Here is a 20,518-nt window from a genome sequence, read left to right as displayed (position 1 = left end):
ATCAACCCCTATCTTCTTCTTTATCTATTGGAACGGTAAATTTAAAAGTACTTCCTTTATTTATCTCTGATTCGGCCCATATTTTTCCACCGTTTAACTCTACTAAGTTTTTGGAGATTGCTAGCCCTAAGCCTGTTCCTTGAATGCTTTTAGTTGATGAACAATTGACTTGATTAAACTTGTTAAAGATTTTTTCAAAGTTTTCTTTTTTTATTCCTATTCCTGAATCTTCAACGGAAACAATTACTTCGTCTCCCTTAATTTCTGCATTGATAATCACTGTTCCTCCCTCGGGAGTAAACTTTATCCCGTTGCCTGCTAAGTTTAATAAAATTTGCCGTAGTCGATCAGGATCGGCAATGATTAATGGGATATCGTAGCCAATATTACTGATGAGCTCAACCCCTTTTATTTTTGCTAGAGGAGTAAGTGTTTTTTCAACTGATAATGCTACATCAGATAGGTCAGTACTTATTAAGCTAACTAGCATTTGACCAGCTTCAATTTTAGCCATATCTAACAGGTCATTAATCATTGAAACGAGCTTTTCACCACATTCTTGCATATCTCTCAGGTTTTCAGCTTGCACTTCGTTCCCTTCTTCTTCAGCTTGCTCTAACATAATCTCTGTAAAGGCGATAATCGAAGTTAATGGTGTTCGTAATTCGTGACTCATATTAGCTAAAAACTCTGATTGTAGTTGATTAGAACGGGTTAAATCCTCGTTCGCTTTTACTAATTGTTCTGTTCGTTCGTTAACCTTTTGCTCTAGTTGGTTATACATTGCCCTTAATTTTTTTGACATAATGTCAAAATCATTAGCAAGACTTTTCACTTCACCGTAAGCTTTAACCTTACTTAAATCAGAATTTAATTCCCCTTTGCCCATCGCTTTAGTGATTGTACTTAAATGCTGAATCGGACCTGCAACAAAATGGCGCATTAAGAAATAACAAACAATTAAGGAGAGAACTACTGTTATTACAATTAACACTGAATAATTTTTAATAGTAGATAGTAAGTTCTCATAAAAGCTTTCCATCGGAACGGTTATACTAATACCCCCAGCAAAATCACCTAAGTTATAACCTTCTTTTTCATACCCAGCAATATCAATCTCACCTGCTGTTCCTCCATGACAGTCTAAACAAGGCTGTTCTATAGATAAGGGGATGATGTAACGAAAGTACTTTTCACCCTCAATATCATCTTTTGTCCATATTTCCGTTAGTGACCTGTCGGCTTTTAATTGATTTAGTAGGTCAGTTTCAATAGAGTCAGGCTGATTCTCTGGATTTCTAGGGTTTTCTCTAGCAAGTTTAATTTCATATTCGGTCCAATTGGAAAAGATATCCCCTACACCTTTACTTACTCTAGAAGGATTTAAGTGTTTAAATTCAAAATTTCCTTCTGAGTCATAATTTATTGCATCCTGATTTTTGGCTATATATTCGCGCATCGATTCAAATTGTTTTCCTATTATATAGGCTTTTTCTTTTAGCTCCTCCAAAGCTTGTTCTCGTTGAAGTTGTAAAATAAAGCTTAGATTAATAGCCATAATAATAATAATAGCTATCGTTAGATAAAACATAAATCTATGAGGTAACTTATCTAAATGTCTTTTAATTCGTTTTATAAACATATAATGCCCCTATAATTTAAATTCGGAAATACCTTATTTTAATTATACTAGTTATTGTGGCTGTAACTTTGACAATGGTGTGACGATTTTACATAATTATAGATGGGATATCGACAATTTAACACAAAATGAAAAGGGCTCGTCCGAAAACAAAGTGTAAGACACTCATGGGACAGCCCTTCAATAGAGAGAATTTTGGATGAAATATTTAATTAGTTTTTACTTTTTCGATTTGATTCTTTCAGCCAAATAATCCATACGCTTTGTAATAGTATTTTCATACCCGTTGACTGTAGGGTTATAAAAGTTTTTTCCATTCATATGATCTGGTAAATATTGTTGTGGAACATAATTTTTTTCATAGTTATGTGGATATTTATAACCAATCCCGTGCCCTAAATCTTTTGCACCTTTATAATGAGCATCCCGTAAATGAACAGGGACTTCTCCTGTTTTTTCGTTTTTAACAGCATCTAATGCAGCATCTATTCCAGAAATTACGGCATTACTTTTTGGGGCTGTTGCTAAGTATAAAGCAGCTTCAGCTAACGGAATTCTTGCTTCAGGCATGCCGATAAAATCTACTGCATAAGCGGCAGATTGAACGATGAGAAGAGCATTTGGGTCTGCTAATCCGATATCTTCTGCGGCATGAACATATAGCCTTCTTGCGATGAATTTCGGATCTTCTCCTGCGTACAACATTTTTGCAAGCCAGTATAGTGTTGCATCAGGATCAGAGCCACGGATGCTTTTAATAAAAGCTGAAATCGTATCGTAATGATTGTCCCCTTTCTTATCATAACGAACGATTCGTTTTTGTATCGATTGTTCTGCGGTTTGTAAATCAATGTTAATGATTCCATTTAGGTTTGGGTCTGTTGTTAAAATCGCAAGCTCAAGCGCATTTAGCGCTGACCGGGCATCACCATTGGCCATGTTAACTAGATGGTCTAGTGCTTCGTCAGTAATTGAAATATGATAGTTTCCGAAACCGCGTTCTTTGTCGTTAATGGCGGAAGTTACAATTTCTTTAATGTCTTTATCGGTATGTGGTTTTAATTGAAACAGTCTTGATCGTGAAAGAAGCGCTTGATTGATTTCAAACATCGGACTTTCCGTTGTTGCTCCAATGAGGATCACCGTACCATCTTCTACATAAGGTAAAAGAGCATCTTGTTGCCCCTTATTGAAACGGTGAATTTCATCAATAAAAAGAACTGTTTTCTTTTCGTACATTAATAGACGTTCTTTTGCTTCAGATACGACTTTTCGAAGGTCATTAATTCCTGCAGTTACAGCATTTAACTGTTCAAATGTTGCCTTGGTAGAATTAGCAATTACTTTCGCTAGTGTTGTCTTACCTGTTCCAGGAGGACCAAAAAGAATCATCGGTGTTAAACGATCAGCTTCAATAGCTCTTCGTAAAAGAGTTCCTTCACCGAGTATTTGTTCCTGTCCAATTACTTCATCTATGTTTCGAGGACGCATCCGATTAGCAAGTGGCCCTTTTAGATTATTACTTTTTTGTGAAGAATAATTAAATAGATCCATCGTTCTCCCTACTTCCGTGTAACATTTAACTTTGATTATATACCATGTTAAGACTTCGACCCAACTGTTTCGAAAATCGTGCTATAATTAATTTACTACAACACAGTTGGCGACGAGAGGAAGAAGGAGCTTTGAAAACAGCAAAAGGATTAAGAAGATGGCTAATTTTTTTAGTCGGAATGATGATCATGTCATTAGGAATAGTTCTAATGATTGAAGCGAACTTAGGCGTTGCTCCTTGGGATGTATTACATATTGGTTTAACAAAACAACTAGGATTAACCGTAGGAACGTGGTCAATATTGGTAGGTTTTTGTATAATATCATTAACACGCTTACTGACAAAAGAGTGGCCACAAATTGGTGCTTTTTTAAATATGATTTTAGTAGGTATTTTTATAGATATCTTCCGATTATTTATTAATACACCTACGACAATGATAGGGCAATATGTTATGCTTTTGGTTGGTGTCATTGTCATTGGCTATGGGATCGGTCTTTATATTGCACCGAAATGTGGTGCGGGCCCGAGAGATAGTTTAATGATAGCAATTACTGAAAAGAGTGGCTGGAAAGTTCAGTATGTTCGTGGTGCAATGGAAATTGTCGTATTAGCGATCGGCTGGAGTTTAGGCGGCCCGGTTTTTGTAGGGACGATTATTTTTAGTTTAACAATCGGCAATGTTGTAGGTTTTACATTGCCACAATGTCAACGAATCGTTGATCGAATGATAGAAAGAGGGGATCAAATTGAAAATATCAACAAAAGGACGGTACGGGTTAACCATCATGATGGCGTTAGCAAAGAAGTCAGGTGAAGGGCCGATATCGTTAAAATCGATAGCAAAAGATCATAACTTATCAGAGCATTACTTAGAGCAATTGATTGCACCACTTCGAAATGCCTTATTAGTTAAAAGTGTTCGAGGAGCATACGGTGGGTATATGTTAGCAAAAGATGCAGACCAAATTACTGCGGGTGACATTATCCGAGTACTAGAAGGGCCAATTAGTCCCGTCGAAGTCGTCGATGATGAAGAACCAGCAAAACGGGATCTATGGATAAAAATTAGAGACGCAGTAAAAGACGTTCTCGATAATACAACATTAGCTGATTTAGCCAATTACGAAGATAAAGGAAATCAAGAATACTATATGTTTTATATTTAGTCCATAATAGGTTTGAGTGAAGAGTTAAGAGTTGTTTTAAGGATCGCTTCGGAGCTTTTCATCTATGTTAACTCAAAACTCAAAACTCAAAACTCAAAACTCAAAACTGAACTGTAAGAAGGTGACTGGAAAGATAATGAAACCGATATATGTAGATCATGCCGCTACGTCTCCGACACATCCGGCAGTTGTTGATGCAATGGTTCCTTATTTTTATGAGAATTTCGGAAATCCATCGAGTATCCATCAATTTGGTCGGATATCAAGACATGCCGTTGATGAAGCTAGAGCTTTTTTAGCGAGTACGATAAATGCAACTGAAAAAGAAATTATTTTTACGAGTGGCGGGACAGAAGCCGATAATTTAGCTGTTTTAGGCTATGTAATGGCCAATCAAAATAAAGGAAACCACGTTATTACAACTTCTATTGAACATCACGCCTTATTACATACGTGTCATCATTTAGAGAAGAATGACTTTGAAATTACCTATTTACCCGTCGATGAAAATGGATTAATTTCAATAAAAGATCTAGAAGACTCTATTAAAGAAGAGACGATTTTAGTTTCAATTATGTTTGGTAATAACGAAGTAGGAACAATTCAACCGATCAAGCAAATTGGCGAGTTGTTAAATGAAAAAAATATTGCTTTCCATACAGATGCAGTTCAAGCTTACGGAATTGAAGAAATCGATGTTAAACAAATGCATATCGATTTTTTTAGTGTCTCAGCTCATAAAGTAAATGGACCAAAAGGAACTGGTTTTCTTTATGCCAAAAATGATAGATACTTGCAGCCACATTTACACGGAGGAGAACAAGAAAGAAAAAGAAGAGCCGGCACAGAGAATGTCGTAGGAATTGTTGGCATGAAAGAAGCTGCAAAAATTGCTTTAAACGAGCGAGAAACAAAAAGAAAGCAATTTTTATCTTTTCGTGATAAAATGATTGCCGTATTTAACGAACAAGATATCGAATTTAAAATCAACGGTAGCGATTCAAGTTTTTTACCACATATTTTAAATGTAAGTTTTCCGGGTGTAAGTGTTGAATCTCTACTCGTAAACTTAGACTTAGTAGGAGTTGCAGCATCGAGCGGGTCTGCTTGTACGGCTGGAAGCATTGAACCTTCACATGTTTTAGTAGCGATGTTTCCAAATGATAAAGACAGGGTGATGTCTTCGATACGTTTCAGTTTTGGTTTAGGTAATACCATAGAGGACATTGAGCTAGTAGCACTGGAAACTGCGAAGATCGTCAAGCGTATTAAAAGTAATTAGAGGTAGGTGGCGTGTCAATGCAAAATAACAATCATAATAAAGCTCCTCACGAGACACGTGTCGTTGTTGGAATGTCTGGCGGAGTTGACTCATCTGTCGCTGCATACCTTTTGAAAGAGCAAGGTTATGATGTCATCGGAATTTTTATGAAAAATTGGGATGATACAGATGATAATGGTGTATGTACCGCAACAGAAGATTATAACGACGTAATTCGCGTTTGTAATCAAATCGGCATTCCTTATTACGCGGTTAATTTTGAGAAACAATATTGGGATAAAGTGTTTACGTACTTTTTAGAAGAGTATAAAGCAGGGAGAACGCCCAATCCCGATGTCATGTGTAATAAAGAAATAAAGTTTAAAGCTTTTTTAGAACATGCAATGTCGCTTGGCGCTGATTATTTAGCGACAGGGCACTATGCAAGAGTCGAATATCGTGACGGGGAATATAAAATGCTCCGTGGTGTTGATGATAATAAAGATCAAACGTATTTTTTAAATGCGCTAGGGCAAGATCAATTATCACGGACAATGTTTCCGATTGGTGATATACCGAAAAAAGAAGTAAGAGAAATTGCTAAAAAAGCAGAACTTGCAACGGCAACGAAGAAAGATAGTACAGGAATCTGTTTTATTGGAGAACGAAACTTTAAAGAGTTTTTAAGTCAATTTTTACCTGCTCAAAAAGGTGAAATGCAAACACTCGAAGGTGAAGTGAAAGGTACACACGACGGTTTAATGTATTATACGTTAGGGCAACGTCACGGTCTAGGGATCGGTGGTGCTGGTGAACCTTGGTTTGTTGTCGGTAAAAATTTAGAAAAAAACGTTCTTTATGTTGCTCAAGGTTTTCATCATCCAAGCCTTTATTCAGAGGCCCTTGAAGCGACAAATATTAACTGGGTAAGTGATCACCCAGTAGATAGTAATTTTCATTGTACGGCAAAATTTCGTTACCGCCAACCGGACAATGGTGTAACCGTAAACGTAAAAGAAAATGGGGATGTCAAAGTGATTTTTGATGAGCCGCAACGAGCAATTACACCTGGACAAGCTGTTGTATTTTACAATGGAGACGAATGTTTAGGTGGCGGTACCATCGATAAAGTAATTAAGAAAATTTGACTTGTCATTGAGAACGATGACGATTAAAAATGGACTGATCCCCCACGAAAGCGGGGCAGTCTTTTTTTGGATTAGTTGGTTAGTGGTTAGTTGGTCTGTTGGTTTGGTGGCTAGTGATTAGGGAGGGGACTCGATTTTTCGTGAAGCAATTTGAAGAGGAGTCAGAATGTTGTTGGCCTTCCATTGCAGGTGAAACTTAATCAAGGCGCATACGCTTTTCTAATAAAGGAGAATGATAAATGGAAAATAAACATGTAGAGGCGGCCCGTCTCATTCAAGAAGGAAAACTTGAGGAAGCTGCTAAATTGTTAAATGAAGCGATTGAAGAAAATCCGAACGATGCGCTAGCGTATGTTAATTTCGGGCATCTCGTATCAATCGTTGGTGAAAAAGAAAAGGCGATTGTTTTTTACAATAAAGCAACTGAAATCGATGGTTCGTTAGCTACTGCCTATTATGGCGCAGGGAATACGTATTTTGAACTAGAAAAATATGAAGAAGCCATTGATAGCTTTAAAAAAGCAGTAGAAAATGGGCTAGTTGAAGCTGACGCCTATTTCATGCTCGGTTTATGCTATTACAATTTAGGGTTATTACCTTATGCATTAGCGAACTTAAAAACTGCCACAGAAAAAAATCCTGACGATGTGGATGCATTGTTTCAATATGGACTAACGTTAGCGCAATTAGAGCAAGTCGATGAAGCTGTTTCTGTTTTTGAAAATGTCGTTCAAAAAAATGAAAATCATGCTGATGCTTATTACAACTTAGGTGTTGCTTTTGCTTTTAAAGAAGATGCTGCAAAAGCGATTAGTATGTTTGATAAAGCTATAAAAATTCAACCAGATCACTTACTTGCTGGAAATGGGAAAAAGCAGCTAGAAACATTACTCCGAGAAGAATAATACTCGAGAGAAGGTTGTTAAGATGATACTTGAAGATACAAAAGATCAACCTTTTATAAAGGGAGAGTTAATTAACGTTATTTATACGAATGAAGATAATTTTTATACGGTGGCTCGAATTAAAGTACAAGAGACGGATGTCGACTTATCCGACAAAGTAATTGCTATTGTCGGTACGCTACCAAAACTAGATGAAGAACATCTTTATACGTTTTATGGGAAGTTGGTCGATCACCCGAAGTTCGGTGAGCAATTTCAAGTAAGTCATTTTGAAAAAGAAATGCCGAAAACGAGTGAAGGCATTATCCGTTATTTAAGTAGCGATCGTTTTAAAGGGATTGGTCGAAAAACGGCTGAAGCAATTGTCAACAAGCTTGGGGAAAATGCACTTTCAAAAATTATTGAAGATAAAGACAACCTTAAAAAGATACCATCGCTTAAAAAAGATAAAATTGATTTGGTTTATGAGCAAGTGATCGAAAATCAAGGCATTGAACAAGTGTTAATCGAACTTTATAAATATGGTTTTGGAGCACAGCTTGCAATGAAGATTTATCAAGTATATAAAGATGAGACGTTACAAGTGTTAAAAAATAACCCATATCAATTAATTCAAGATGTAGAGGGGATCGGATTTCAAAAAGCGGATGCCTTAGGACAAGAAATCGGGTTTACGAAAGATCAACCGGAACGAATTCATGCAGGTTGCCTCCACATAGTTCAAGAGCTCTCACTTCAAGAAGGACATGTATTTGTTGAAAGAGAAAATCTTATTTCAGATTGTGTGAGATTACTTAGTGACAACAGTTATCATATTTCAGCCCAAGAAGTTGAGAGTCAACTTGTTTATTTAGAAGAAGAAGGGCAACTGATCGTTGAAGGTGAAAATATTTACTTACCAACACTTTTCTTTGCTGAAAAAGGACTAGTTACAAATGTAACTAGGCTTTTGAAAAATAAAGATCATATTGAAGAGTTTCCTGAAGCAGAGTTTTTAAAAGCGATTGGTGAAACAGAAGAAGCTTTAAAGATTGAATATGCTCCGTCGCAAAAGGAAGCAATAAAAACGGCCTTACAATCATCGCTCATGATCTTAACCGGAGGTCCAGGTACTGGTAAAACGACCGTTATTAAAGGAATTGTTGAGTCATATGCAAAATTACATGGTCTGTCTTTAAATAAAAAAGATTACAGTACAAAAAATCCTTTTCCTGTTGTACTTGTTGCACCAACAGGTCGCGCTGCAAAACGGATGTCAGAAGCTACTGGTTTACCGGCTGAAACGATCCACCGACTTTTAGGATGGAAAGGTGGCCATTCTGGCTTTGAGAAAGATGAAGACAATCCGATTGAAGGAAAATTGCTTATTGTGGATGAAGTTTCGATGGTTGATATTTGGCTTGCTAATCAACTTTTTAAATCATTAGCTACGGATATGCAAGTAATATTAGTTGGTGATGAAGATCAATTACCGTCAGTTGGTCCGGGCCAAGTGTTAAGTGAATTGCTCCATTCTAAAGTGATTCCAACCGTCAATTTAGTCGATATCTATCGCCAATCGAAAGAATCTTCAATCATTCAGCTTGCGCATCATATGAAGGCTGGTCAATTACCTGAGGACATATTAGAGGCAAAAGTAGATCGTCGCTTTTTACCTTGTAGTCAAGATCAAGTCATATCGGTCCTTGAGCAAATTTGTACGAATGCGATAAAAAAGGGATATACCGCAAAAGAAATTCAAGTTTTAGCTCCTATGTACCGGGGGAATGCGGGGATTGAAGCTTTAAATAAAAACCTACAAGCGATCTTTAATCCGAAGAAAGAAAGACAACGGGAGATAATTTTCGGCGATGTTGCTTACCGTGTTGGTGATGTTGTTTTACAGCTTGTCAACAATTCGGAAGAAAATGTGTTTAATGGCGATAGAGGTGAAATCGTCGCAATTATATATGCAAAAGAAAACGTTGAAAAACAAGATCAAATTATTATTTCTTTTGATGGGATTGAAGTTGAATACACGAAGCAAGATTTAAATCAAATCACATTAGCATATTGCTGTAGTGTTCATAAATCGCAAGGAAGTGAGTTTCCGATTGTGATTATGCCGATCGTTAGAGGCTATCACCGAATGCTTAGGCGTAATCTCGTCTACACCGGCATTACACGCGCAAAAGACTACTTAATTTTATGTGGAGAAGTACAGTCATTCCAAACTGCTATCCAACAACAAAATGAAATGAAACGTAACACACTTTTGAAGGAGAAGTTAGTTTTGAGTGTTGAGTGAAGAGTTATGAGTTGCAGTGAAGCAAAGCTCCGAAGCTTAACTGAAAAGTAACTCAAAACTCAAAACTCAACATTCAAAACTGAGATGGTAACAGTTCCCCAGCATGATTTGTTCGGCTTTCACAAATGCTATAAATGTTCGGAAAGGTGGAGGATAACTTTGCGAACATTTTCCGTTCTTCAAGGGCTATCCGTTGTTTCTCTAAAAACTGGTGAAGAAATCGGCAAAGTCATTGATTTATTATTTCGTGAAACTAATGTCGAAGGCTTAATCGTTGATAAAAATGGTTGGTTAAATCGCCATTTATTTGTACCATTAAAAGAAATTCATGCAGTAGGACATGATGCCATTGTTATTAATGATGTAGAGAGGCTAACTGCGTATGATAAGAAGCAGTTTCCGTTTCATTCACTTCATCATGGTTCCAAGCATATCGCTGGAAAAACGTTAATGTCTACAGAAGGGGAAAAGTTGGGCTTGGTAGAAGATGTATATTTTAACGAAAATTTGGGCAACATCGTAGGGTATGAGGTGACAGACGGTTTTATCGCTGATATCAAAGAGGGGAAACAAGTTTTAAAAACAAGCTCTCCTTTAATTGTTGGTGATGAATTACTTGTCATTGATTTAGAATGAAAGTTCAGAAATACTTTTTGAACATCGTATTAAGGAGGCCCTTGCGATGCGCTGTCCTAACTGCAAAGGAAAAGATATCGGAAAAATTGGTACAAATCAATATTATTGCTGGCATTGTTTCATTGAGTTATCAATTACAAATGGCCGCTTTTCGCTCCACCAGGTTGAAGAAGACGGAAGCTTAAGCTCACTTGATGATCTTTTTGAAGATGAAGATATGAGCGTTGAAAGTAGTTAAGGTTTCGTTCATCAAGTGTTAGAGGTTACAAAGTTTGACATCAGTCAAAAGCAATAACACTCTAAAAAGATGGTGGTGATCAACATGCGTAGAGCAACATTACTCGCATTAGGTTTAGGGGCTGCGGCTTTTTCATTAACAGACCGAAAACGACGAAAGAAAGTAGCTCGTTTTATTGAACCAATGGCAAATGTTGAAATGGCTGAAATGATGCCAACGAAACGAACAATGAAGAAACTAAGTAAACGCGTAAGACGCACACTATCTTAAAAAAAACTGGGAGCTCCTAGCACAATTTGCTGGGAGTTCTTTTATAATGAGTGTACTATTAATCAATACACAGCTAAGAATTGTGACGGCAGTATGGGGAGAGTGTGCAATTGCAATATAAAAGAGAGAGCAAAATGCTCACTTTAAGCATTCGATTCCCCTTCTCTTGCTGCGAGCTCAGATGAGTAATCATTCGAGTGTTTGGATTACTCTTCTCTGGTTTAGAATTCAGAAGAGTAATCATTCGAGTGTTTGAATTACTCTTCTCTGGTTTAGAACTCAGAAGAGTAATCATTCGGGCGTTTGGATTACTCTTCTCTAGTTTTAAGTTAGGAAGAGTAATCAGTTTTTTTCGCATAAACAGATTATCTTTAGAAGGTGTGGATGATTTGACGGTTACAGATAAAGGGTACGTAAGAATTTTTAGCGTGACCTAACCGAGTTTCACATCACTTAAAAGGGAACGCAAGAAGATCTCGCGTGCCCGAACAAAGCGTCACATCACCTAAAAGGGAACGCAAGAAGATCTCGCGTGCCCGAACAAAGCGTCACATCCCCCAAAAGGTAACGCGAGACCTTCTCGCGTGCCCGAACGAAGCGTCACATCCCCCCAAAAGGTAACGCGAGACCTTCTCGCGTGCCCGAACAAAGCGTCACTTCACCCAAAAGGTAACGCAAGACCATCTCCCGTGGCTGAACAAAGCGTCACATCACACAAAAGGTAACGCGAGACCTTCTCCTGTGCCTGAACAAAGCGTCACATCACACAAAAGGTAACGCGAGACCTTCTCCCGTGCCTGAACAAAGCGTCACACTCACCAAAAGGTAACGCAAGATCTTCTCGCATGCCCGACCCCATAAGGAACCCAACTACAGCATACTCTCCCCATAATGCATACTACCGAGCGAGTGCGAATTACTGCGCATAACCCCCATACTGTGAATTATCACTATTCAAGTTTAATGAGTGCATTAGTTGAACGTTTCCATTTTTATTATGAATTTTAAATTCATAATTGTTAATTAAATCATAAATTACCAATTTTGTTAAACACTATATACTACTTTCCCTAGTTTGGAGGTGTGTGGTGTATGGAAGGAACTCCGTTAAAATGGCTTCTTCGGCTAATAAGTATATTAGTGATTTTGCTATGTGGGTATGTTTTTTTATTACTTGCTCCTATATGGCAACCTTTTTTAACGATTGTGATGAGGATAGCCTTACCTTTTATTATAGCTGGAATTATCACATATTTATTACATCCGATCGTTGAACAAATGAAAGATATGGGCGTTTCAAGACCTATTTCTATTTCAATAATATATCTTGTGTTTACATTAATTTTAGTTTATTTATTTATGAAGGGTACGCCATATATTGTTGAAGAAATAAAAGATTTAGTTGATAACATTCCAAATTATATTAACATTTATCGGGAGTTAGTTAATGACTTTTACAAGCAAACATCGATGATGCCAGAAGGGTTTCGAGTTCGAGCTGAAGCATGGTTAACTGATTTAGAGGCGGTTGCAGCAGAAGGTATTGCTGATACAGTATCACACTTACCTGGTATCATTGATTACCTCTTATTGGCGATCATTGTTCCATTTCTTGTGTTTTATTTACTTAAAGATTATAATTTGCTTGAAAAAACTGCATGGTATTTGACTCCGAGGAAATGGAGAGGGTCTGGAAGACAATTACTAAGAAATATTAATATTTCACTAGGTAATTATATTAGAGGTCAACTGTTAGTTTGCTTAGCTGTAGCCATTATCGCTTCAATTGGCTTGTTATTAATTGGCATGCCTTATGCAGTTATTTTAGGGATATTTATCGGACTTATGAATATAATTCCTTACTTTGGTCCCATTTTTGGAGCATTTCCAATCGCTATTATTGGTTTTACTGAATCGGTGCAACTAGTTTTATTAGGGTTATTAGTTAATTTCGCTATTCAATTTATTGAAGGTAATATTTTATCTCCATTAATAGTTGGGAAAAGTATACATATGCACCCGATCTTAGTGATGTTTGCGTTAATTGCCGGTGCTGAAGTTGGTGGTGTGATTGGATTAATTATTGCAGTCCCAATATTAGCAGTGGTAAAAGTGATTGTGATGCATATTCGCGAATCCATTCAAAAAAAACACGAAGAGGAGTCATTTTAAAAGTAGTCCAAGGCGCTTTCGCTTTTCTATAAAGAAAGTATAAAATATTATTAACTTTTGAAGCTGTCTAGCTCCAGCGCCTAGCCCTTCGAGCGTTTCGATCCATCGATGTTTATCTACTCGGTGATGCACCTCAAGAGGAGATAAACCGTCGTCTGGATCTCCAACGCTTTTCAGGCCTTCCCAAGGCGCTTTCGCTTTTCTATTGACAATGGATTTTCAAATATCTATAATGACTTTTATATAGATGTAAAAAGATTGGTGAAATTGCCGATACATAAAGAAAACTTGATGAAGGAACTTGTTTGTTAAAGACCACTAAATTTTTAAGAAGGTTCTTAAAAGCAGAGAGGAATTTCCGTGGCTGAAAGAAATTCTTGGTGAAGGTTAACAAATTGCTACTCCTGAAAGCAGGCTAAAACCTGCCGGTGAATAACCGTTATGATTACTTAAGGTGATGAACGTTTTTGTTCATAACTAGGGTGGTACCGCGTGAGTCTAGCTCTCGTCCCTGTTTTGGGATGGGGGTTTTTTATTTTTTCAGTTATGAGTTTTGAATTTTGAGTTAAGAGTTGTTGTTGTAGAGCTACGATGCCTTATCAGTTTATACCTTCGAAGCGACATTTGAAAGAACTCAAAACTCAACACTCAAAATTCAAAACTTACTAGATAAAGGGAGGAAAAGATAATGAAGCGATTAACTTCAGTGGTAGTTAGGCAAATGTTTTTAGATTTTTTTAAAGAGAAAGGACACGATGTTGAGCCGAGTGCATCATTAGTTCCGCATGAGGATCCGTCTCTTTTGTGGATTAATAGTGGGGTGGCAACGTTAAAAAAATATTTTGACGGTCGTGTAATCCCTGAAAATCCGCGGATTACGAATGCTCAAAAATCAATTCGTACGAATGACATTGAAAATGTAGGTAAAACTGCTCGCCACCATACTTTTTTTGAAATGCTAGGAAACTTCTCAATTGGTGACTATTTTAAAAAAGAGTCAATTGAATGGGCGTGGGAGTTTTTAACGAGCGAAAAGTGGATTGGCTTTGATCAGGAAAAACTTTCAGTTACTGTTCATCCAGAAGATCATGAAGCTTTTGAAATCTGGAAGGATGAAATTGGTATTCCTGAGGAGAGAATTATTCGTTTGGAAGGGAACTTCTGGGATATTGGAGAAGGGCCAAGTGGACCGAATACGGAAATTTTTTATGACCGAGGCGAAAAGTACGGAAGTGATGAAAGTGATCCAGAGCTTTATCCTGGTGGAGAAAATGAGCGTTACTTGGAAATCTGGAACTTAGTATTCTCACAGTTTAACCATAATCCTGACGGAACGTATACTCCGCTACCGAAAAAGAACATTGATACTGGTATGGGATTAGAGAGAATGGTTTCTGTCGTTCAAGACGTACCAACAAACTTTGATACTGATTTATTTATACCGATTATTAGGTCTACAGAACAAATTTCAGGAGTTACATACGGAAATGATACTGAGACAGATGTTTCATTTAAAGTCATTGCTGACCATGTACGTACAGTTGCTTTTGCAATCGCTGATGGCGCATTACCATCAAATGAAGGAAGAGGTTACGTGTTAAGACGTTTACTTCGAAGAGCGGTACGTTACGCAAAATTAATTAATATTGATCGACCATTTATGTACGAATTAGTTCCTGTAGTTGGTGAAATTATGGTCGACTTCTATCCAGAAGTAAAAGGTAAAACAGAGTTTGTGCAAAAAGTCATCAAAAATGAAGAAGAACGCTTCCATGAAACGTTAAATGAAGGTTTAGCCATATTGTCAAAAGTAATGGAACAAGCCAAAGTTGAAAATAAAGATACGATTTCTGGAGAAGATGTTTTCAGGTTATATGATACGTATGGCTTCCCAGTTGATTTAACAGAAGAATATGTGTTAGAAGCTGGTCTTTCCATTGATCGTGATGGTTTTGAAACTGAAATGGAAAAGCAAAGAGATCGTGCGCGAGCAGCTCGACAAACAAGTGATTCGATGCAAACTCAAGACAGTGTTTTGGGAGATTTAACGGTAGCAAGTGAGTTTATTGGATATGATCAACTGTTATCTAAATCGACGATTGAAGTAATCATTAAAGAGAAAGATGTCGTTAACGAAGCAACCAAAGGTGATGTTGTTAAAGTGATTGTTGACCAAACTCCATTTTATGCTGAGAGTGGGGGACAAGTAGCTGATAAAGGTTCGATGAAAGCTGATGGAGTAGTTGTAAGTGTAGAGGATGTTCAAAAAGCACCGAATGGACAAAATCTTCATACAGTTCGTGTTGTAGAAGGTACATTAACTCAAGGAATGACAGTTACTTCAACAGTAGAAGATACAGAGCGAATTGGTATCGTAAAAAATCATACAGCAACACATTTACTACACCGAGCTTTAAAAGATACGTTAGGTGAACACGTTAATCAGGCAGGGTCATTAGTTTCAGAAAATCGTCTCCGTTTTGATTTTTCTCACTTTGGACAAGTTACTTCAGAGGAGCTAACGAAAATAGAAGAGATTGTAAATCAAAAGATTTGGGATGCTATTTCCGTTGAGATTGCTAATAAAAAAATCGATGAAGCAAAAGCGATGGGAGCAATGGCTCTATTTGGTGAAAAATACGGAGATGTTGTCCGTGTCGTTCAAGTAGGAGATTATAGTCTTGAGCTTTGTGGTGGATGTCACGTACAAAACACTGCTGAAATTGGATTGTTTAAAATTATTTCAGAATCAGGAATTGGGGCAGGGATCCGACGCCTTGAGGCTGTAACAGGTAAAGGTGCTTATGAGTACATGAATAGTCAATTGGAGTTAGTAAAGGAAGCTGCAAGTCTTTTAAAGACAAATATAAAGGAAGTTCCAGAAAAAGTTGGGCAGCTTCAAAACCAAGTCCGAAAATTACAGCGTGAAAATGAATCTCTAGCAGCTAAATTAGGAAATATGGAAGCTGGAAGTTTAGTGGATGACGTTGTTAAGGTGAATGACGTTGCTGTTATTGCGAAAAAAGTGAATGTAGCAGAAATGGACAGTATTCGTGGTTTAGTGGATACGTTAAAAAATAAACTAGGTACAGGTATTGTTGTATTAGGTGCTGTCAATAATGGAAAAGTAAATATAGTTGCTGGAGTAACAAACGATTTAGTAAAGGATGGCTACCATGCTGGGAAAATTGTTAAAGAAGTAGCTACTCGCTGCGGTGGTGGCGGCGGTGGACGTCCAGATATGGCTCAAGCAGGCGGGAAAAATCCTGATGAATTGCAAGCAGCATTGGATTTTGTACCGGAATTTTTGAAAACAATTTCCTAAATAATTCATGTTAGTGTACAATATGGATATAGATAAAATTTTATGCAGATTGAACAGCATTAATAATTGTGTAATGTAGGAAAAGAGGTGTTTGTGATGAGTTCAATGGACAATACGATGAAATTTAATTTCCAAGATGACTCAGTAGATGCGAATGTTCAAGAAGTATTACTTACCGTATATCAATCGTTAGAAGAAAAGGGGTATAACCCAATTAACCAAATTGTAGGATATTTACTTTCGGGTGATCCTGCGTATATCCCTAGACATAATGATGCTAGGTCATTAATTCGCAAGCTTGAAAGAGATGAATTAATTGAAGAATTAGTGAAATCGTATTTATCACAGCACCAAGAGGAGTAGTATGAGAATATTAGGACTAGATGTTGGAACAAAGACAATTGGTGTGGCAGTAAGCGATGAATTAGGTTGGACTGCCCAGGGCGTCGAAACAATTAGAAGAAGTGAAGAGGATCCACAGCAGGATTGGGATAAGTTAGCTAGCTTAGTAACTAATCTTGAAATTGATAAAGTTGTCGTAGGGTTGCCGAAAAATATGAATGGAACAATCGGTCCAAGTGGTGAAGCATGCCAACAATTTGCCGAAGAGGTTAAGCAACGTTTTGACCTTCCTATAGTTTTATGGGATGAGCGTCTAACTACTGTTGCTGCTGAGCGAATGTTAGTTGCCGCTGATATGAGCCGGAAAAAGCGGAAGAAAGTTATCGATAAGATGGCAGCTGTGATGATTTTACAAGGATATCTAGATTCATTATCTTAGAGTGCATGCATATTGATGAAAATGTCAATATTAACTAACAGTATTGATTTACAATTAATTTAATGAGGTGTTAATGTGGAAAAAGCAGAAAGAGAACGAATTATTATTCCAGATGAAAATGGGGACGAGCATTTATTTGAAGTGTTGTTTACGTTTGACATCGATGCAACAGGAAAGTCATACATGGTTTTAGTGGATGCAGCTGATGCTGAAAACGATGAAGAAGAAATGGAAGTACATGCTTTCCGTTATGAAGATAAAGGCGAAGGCGAGGACGATTTAACTCTTCATCCGATCGAAACAGATGAAGAATGGGATGTCGTTGAAGAGATGTTAAATACATTTACTGAAGGCGAAGAAGACGAGTAATAAATATATGATTGGACAGCTCCTAATATATAGTGAGCTGTCTTTTTAATGTAGAAGTTTGTTAGTTGGAAAGCTGAAGGTTGGAAAGTTGGAAAAAACCTTGAACTTTTATATGTTTGATGATGACGATTAATCGTCATAAGTGTTTTATATGAAAAAAGGTGGGTGCTTTTGCGAACGAACGTCTGAGATTCATTAGAAGGTCAAGGTGAAGTGAGGGAAAGCGCCCGCTTTTTCCATCTTAGTAAGAGATGCTCCTGCGGTTACTCGTCGCAAAGCAGCATGAAGTAAATTCAAAGATGTATCTTATGACGTAATTGAGGTCAGTAGCTTTGGTGACGGAATATCGTCATGCGGGTTTTGTATGAAAATTACTTTGAGGCTATGCAATCAACAATTGTACATTTTTAAAGTTTAAATTTAAAATTGTACATTGAAAAAACGAACTTGGTTGTAATTCCCTCTACAAAATTCTACATTGTTAATGAAATTTTGTAGAAATATAGTATAATAGGAGTGTTGTAAAAAAATAAGTATTTACAAAAATTAGGGAGAGATCCTCTAAGATGGCTTGAGGGGGAGAATACGATGTCTTCAAAAGACAAACAAAAAAACTGGCAAGAAATAAAAAAGAAAAAATTGAAAGAGCGTCAAGAAGAAGCAAGTATTGTACGTAAAATTGTTCTCGTATGCTTGTTTTTATTTTTAATTGCTTTTACAGCAGCGGGCTACTATGCTTATTCATACGTTACAAGTGCTTTAGGACCTGTTGATGAAACAGATGAGCAACTGATTGATGTTGAAATACCAATTGGCTCTAATAGTACGAGAATTGGAAATATATTAGAAGAAAATGGGCTCGTGAAAAATGCTAGCTTTTTCCGATATTATATCCGTTATAAAAATGAAACTGGCTTCCAAGCAGGCGACTATCAACTCTCTAGATCTATGGATTTAGATGAGATTATCGCTGCATTAAAAGAAGGTACAGTTTACCAAGAGTACGCATTATCTTTTACAGTACCAGAAGGTCGATGGTTAGAAAGAATTTTAGAAATTATTGCTGATAATACTAATCATGAGTTGGAAGAGATTAGAGAAAAAGTACAGGATGAAGAATATATAGAAAGCTTAATTGATCGCTACTCAATTTTAACAGAAGATATTTTAGCTGAAGGCATACGTTGGCCGCTGGAAGGTTACTTATTCCCTGCTAGATATGATTTTGTTGAAGAGAAGCCTTCGATTGAAACGATTATAGAAGCGATGCTGCAGCGTACAGAACAAATTATCGGCAGATACTTTGCAGACGTTGAGGAAAGTGACTATAATATCCATGAGATTATGACATTAGCTTCAATTGTTGAAGGAGAAGCACAAAAAGCTGAAGACCGTTATAAAATTTCGGGAGTTCTTTATAATCGCCTTGATCGTAACATGCGCCTTGAAGTAGATCCGACTGTGGCCTATGCTCATGGGGAACACTTTTCAAGAACGTTATATGAGCATTTAGATATTGATTCACCATACAATACGTACCGTGTGGTTGGCATTCCGATCGGCCCAATTAATAACCCAGGTGAGGCTGCAATTAAAGCTACACTACAACCTGAGGAAAATGATTATTTATTTTTCTATGCACGAACAGATGGTGAAGTAATGTATACGAAAACGTTCCAAGAACATCAAGAAGTGTTAAGGGAGTATCGTGATTAAGGCGCTTCCGCTTTTCTTATTGTCTAGCTGCGGTGCCTAGCTTCTCGAGCGTTTCGGTCCATCAAGATTTGCCTATTCAGGATCGTATTTCAGGGGGGAGGCAAAACGTTGCTGGCCCTCCAACGCTTGTCGAAGCTTAACAAGGCACCTTCGCTTTTCTGGATGTCTAGCTACAGCGCCTAGCCCTTCGAGCGCTTCGATCCATCGGTGTTTATCTACTCGAAGATGAGAGTTCATAAGGGGAGATAAACCACCGCTGGCTCTCCACCGCTTTTCAGGGCTTCCCAAGGTGCTTCCGCTTTTCTTAGAGAGTGTGATTATTCGCATTCTCTTTCTCTTTATGTTAAAATAAATCGTTCTTTTTAGGAAATACTTAGTGGAATTGAGAAAAAGGAGGCTTTGATAGTGGTCTCAGATCAAGTAAATAAATATATTGGTTCATTGATTAAGCAAAGAAACCCTCTGCTTACAGAGATGGAGCTGTACGCCGCTGAAAATGAAATACCGATAATGGACATCGTAAGTGTTGAAGCGATGTTGCAATTCTTATCATTTGCCAATACTAAAAATGTATTAGAAATTGGTACGGCGATCGGTTATTCGGCAATGAGAATTACTGAAAGGCTTCCAGATTGTAAAGTGGTCTCTATTGAGCGTAATAATGAGCGTTATGAAAAGGCGAAAGAATTTATTAGTAAGGGACAACTTGAAAATCGTATTACGCTTATTTATGGTGATGCACTGGAGGCGCCTTCTGCCATTCAAGAATATGGCCCTTTTGATGCTTTGTTCATAGATGCAGCTAAAGGTCAATATAAACGTTTCTTCGAATTGTATAGTCCACTAGTAAAAAAAGGTGGAATTATAATAAGCGATAATGTCTTGTATAAAGGGGTTGTCGCAAAAGAAGGTAAGGTAGCCAAGGGGATTAGAACGATGGTTGTGAATTTACGTTCTTATAATGAGATGCTCATGACAAACGATAAATATGAAACAACATTTTATCCAATTGGTGATGGTATGGCAATTAGTAAGAAGAAATAG

At 37.3% G+C, this 20,518-nt stretch carries 19 protein-coding genes; 16 read left to right on the top strand and 3 right to left on the bottom strand.

Annotated elements, in window-relative coordinates; translation table 11 throughout:
• Position 1 precedes the first annotated feature (1 nt).
• Together BKP35_RS18610 and BKP35_RS18605 are read right to left on the bottom strand one after the other, a co-directional pair.
• On the bottom strand, positions 2–1,642 hold the full coding sequence (locus BKP35_RS18610) for an ATP-binding protein (protein WP_084031763.1): 1,641 nt from the start codon (positions 1,640–1,642) through the stop codon (positions 2–4).
• A 219-nt stretch (positions 1,643–1,861) separates the two neighbouring features.
• A complete protein-coding gene (locus BKP35_RS18605; protein ID WP_071314882.1) occupies positions 1,862–3,196 on the bottom strand; it encodes an AAA family ATPase in 1,335 nt (444 codons plus the stop codon).
• Between the two features lie 131 nt (positions 3,197–3,327).
• On the opposite strand from BKP35_RS18605, the gene BKP35_RS18600 reads away from it, so the two are divergent.
• From BKP35_RS18600 to mltG, 15 genes are all read left to right on the top strand, one after another.
• Positions 3,328–4,014 (top strand): YczE/YyaS/YitT family protein, encoded by a 687-nt coding sequence (locus tag BKP35_RS18600; RefSeq protein ID WP_071314881.1) that lies wholly within the window; start codon positions 3,328–3,330, stop codon positions 4,012–4,014.
• Entirely contained in the window at positions 3,947–4,366 is a 420-nt protein-coding gene (cymR, locus tag BKP35_RS18595; protein ID WP_071314880.1) for a cysteine metabolism transcriptional regulator CymR, read from the top strand. Before BKP35_RS18600 ends, cymR begins: the two co-directional genes overlap by 68 nt.
• A gap of 136 nt (positions 4,367–4,502) precedes the next feature.
• Positions 4,503–5,648, top strand: a complete 1,146-nt coding sequence (locus BKP35_RS18590) for a cysteine desulfurase family protein (RefSeq protein ID WP_071314879.1) — start codon at positions 4,503–4,505, stop codon at positions 5,646–5,648.
• Between the two features lie 17 nt (positions 5,649–5,665).
• On the top strand, positions 5,666–6,775 hold the full coding sequence (mnmA, locus tag BKP35_RS18585; protein WP_071314878.1) for a tRNA 2-thiouridine(34) synthase MnmA: 1,110 nt from the start codon (positions 5,666–5,668) through the stop codon (positions 6,773–6,775).
• A gap of 239 nt (positions 6,776–7,014) precedes the next feature.
• Positions 7,015–7,680: a tetratricopeptide repeat protein gene (locus BKP35_RS18580; RefSeq protein WP_071314877.1), complete on the top strand. Its 666-nt coding sequence runs from the start codon at positions 7,015–7,017 to the stop codon at positions 7,678–7,680.
• A gap of 22 nt (positions 7,681–7,702) precedes the next feature.
• Positions 7,703–9,967 (top strand): SF1B family DNA helicase RecD2, encoded by a 2,265-nt coding sequence (recD2, locus tag BKP35_RS18575; RefSeq protein WP_071314876.1) that lies wholly within the window; start codon positions 7,703–7,705, stop codon positions 9,965–9,967.
• A 159-nt stretch (positions 9,968–10,126) separates the two neighbouring features.
• Positions 10,127–10,603 carry a PRC-barrel domain-containing protein gene (locus tag BKP35_RS18570; protein ID WP_071314875.1) on the top strand — a complete coding sequence of 159 codons (477 nt, stop codon included), beginning with the start codon at positions 10,127–10,129 and terminating at the stop codon, positions 10,601–10,603.
• A gap of 46 nt (positions 10,604–10,649) precedes the next feature.
• The gene (locus BKP35_RS18565; protein WP_071314874.1) at positions 10,650–10,841 is read left to right on the top strand and encodes a hypothetical protein; all 192 of its coding nucleotides are present in this window, start codon (positions 10,650–10,652) and stop codon (positions 10,839–10,841) included.
• 84 nt (positions 10,842–10,925) lie between these two features.
• The gene (locus BKP35_RS18560; protein WP_071314873.1) at positions 10,926–11,111 is read left to right on the top strand and encodes a hypothetical protein; all 186 of its coding nucleotides are present in this window, start codon (positions 10,926–10,928) and stop codon (positions 11,109–11,111) included.
• Between the two features lie 1,092 nt (positions 11,112–12,203).
• The gene (locus tag BKP35_RS18555) at positions 12,204–13,283 is read left to right on the top strand and encodes an AI-2E family transporter (protein WP_071314872.1); all 1,080 of its coding nucleotides are present in this window, start codon (positions 12,204–12,206) and stop codon (positions 13,281–13,283) included.
• A gap of 688 nt (positions 13,284–13,971) precedes the next feature.
• The gene (gene alaS, locus BKP35_RS18550; RefSeq protein WP_071314871.1) at positions 13,972–16,608 is read left to right on the top strand and encodes an alanine--tRNA ligase; all 2,637 of its coding nucleotides are present in this window, start codon (positions 13,972–13,974) and stop codon (positions 16,606–16,608) included.
• Between the two features lie 96 nt (positions 16,609–16,704).
• Complete coding sequence (locus BKP35_RS18545; protein WP_071314870.1) at positions 16,705–16,971, top strand: IreB family regulatory phosphoprotein; 267 nt, start codon at positions 16,705–16,707, stop codon at positions 16,969–16,971.
• A 1-nt stretch (position 16,972) separates the two neighbouring features.
• The gene (gene ruvX / locus BKP35_RS18540) at positions 16,973–17,389 is read left to right on the top strand and encodes a Holliday junction resolvase RuvX (RefSeq protein WP_071314869.1); all 417 of its coding nucleotides are present in this window, start codon (positions 16,973–16,975) and stop codon (positions 17,387–17,389) included.
• Positions 17,390–17,464: 75 nt separating this feature from the next.
• Positions 17,465–17,758 carry a DUF1292 domain-containing protein gene (locus BKP35_RS18535; protein WP_071314868.1) on the top strand — a complete coding sequence of 98 codons (294 nt, stop codon included), beginning with the start codon at positions 17,465–17,467 and terminating at the stop codon, positions 17,756–17,758.
• 588 nt (positions 17,759–18,346) lie between these two features.
• A complete protein-coding gene (mltG, locus tag BKP35_RS18530) occupies positions 18,347–19,474 on the top strand; it encodes an endolytic transglycosylase MltG (protein ID WP_071314867.1) in 1,128 nt (375 codons plus the stop codon).
• Positions 19,475–19,546: 72 nt separating this feature from the next.
• On the opposite strand, the gene BKP35_RS19805 is transcribed toward mltG, so the two are convergent.
• On the bottom strand, positions 19,547–19,711 hold the full coding sequence (locus BKP35_RS19805; RefSeq protein WP_169819276.1) for a hypothetical protein: 165 nt from the start codon (positions 19,709–19,711) through the stop codon (positions 19,547–19,549).
• A gap of 168 nt (positions 19,712–19,879) precedes the next feature.
• On the opposite strand from BKP35_RS19805, the gene BKP35_RS18520 reads away from it, so the two are divergent.
• Positions 19,880–20,518 carry an O-methyltransferase gene (locus tag BKP35_RS18520; protein ID WP_071314865.1) on the top strand — a complete coding sequence of 213 codons (639 nt, stop codon included), beginning with the start codon at positions 19,880–19,882 and terminating at the stop codon, positions 20,516–20,518.

Source organism: Anaerobacillus arseniciselenatis (assembly GCF_001865995.1).
Lineage (GTDB): Bacteria > Bacillota > Bacilli > Bacillales > Anaerobacillaceae > Anaerobacillus > Anaerobacillus arseniciselenatis.
This window is presented reverse-complemented; position numbering and strand designations above follow the sequence as displayed.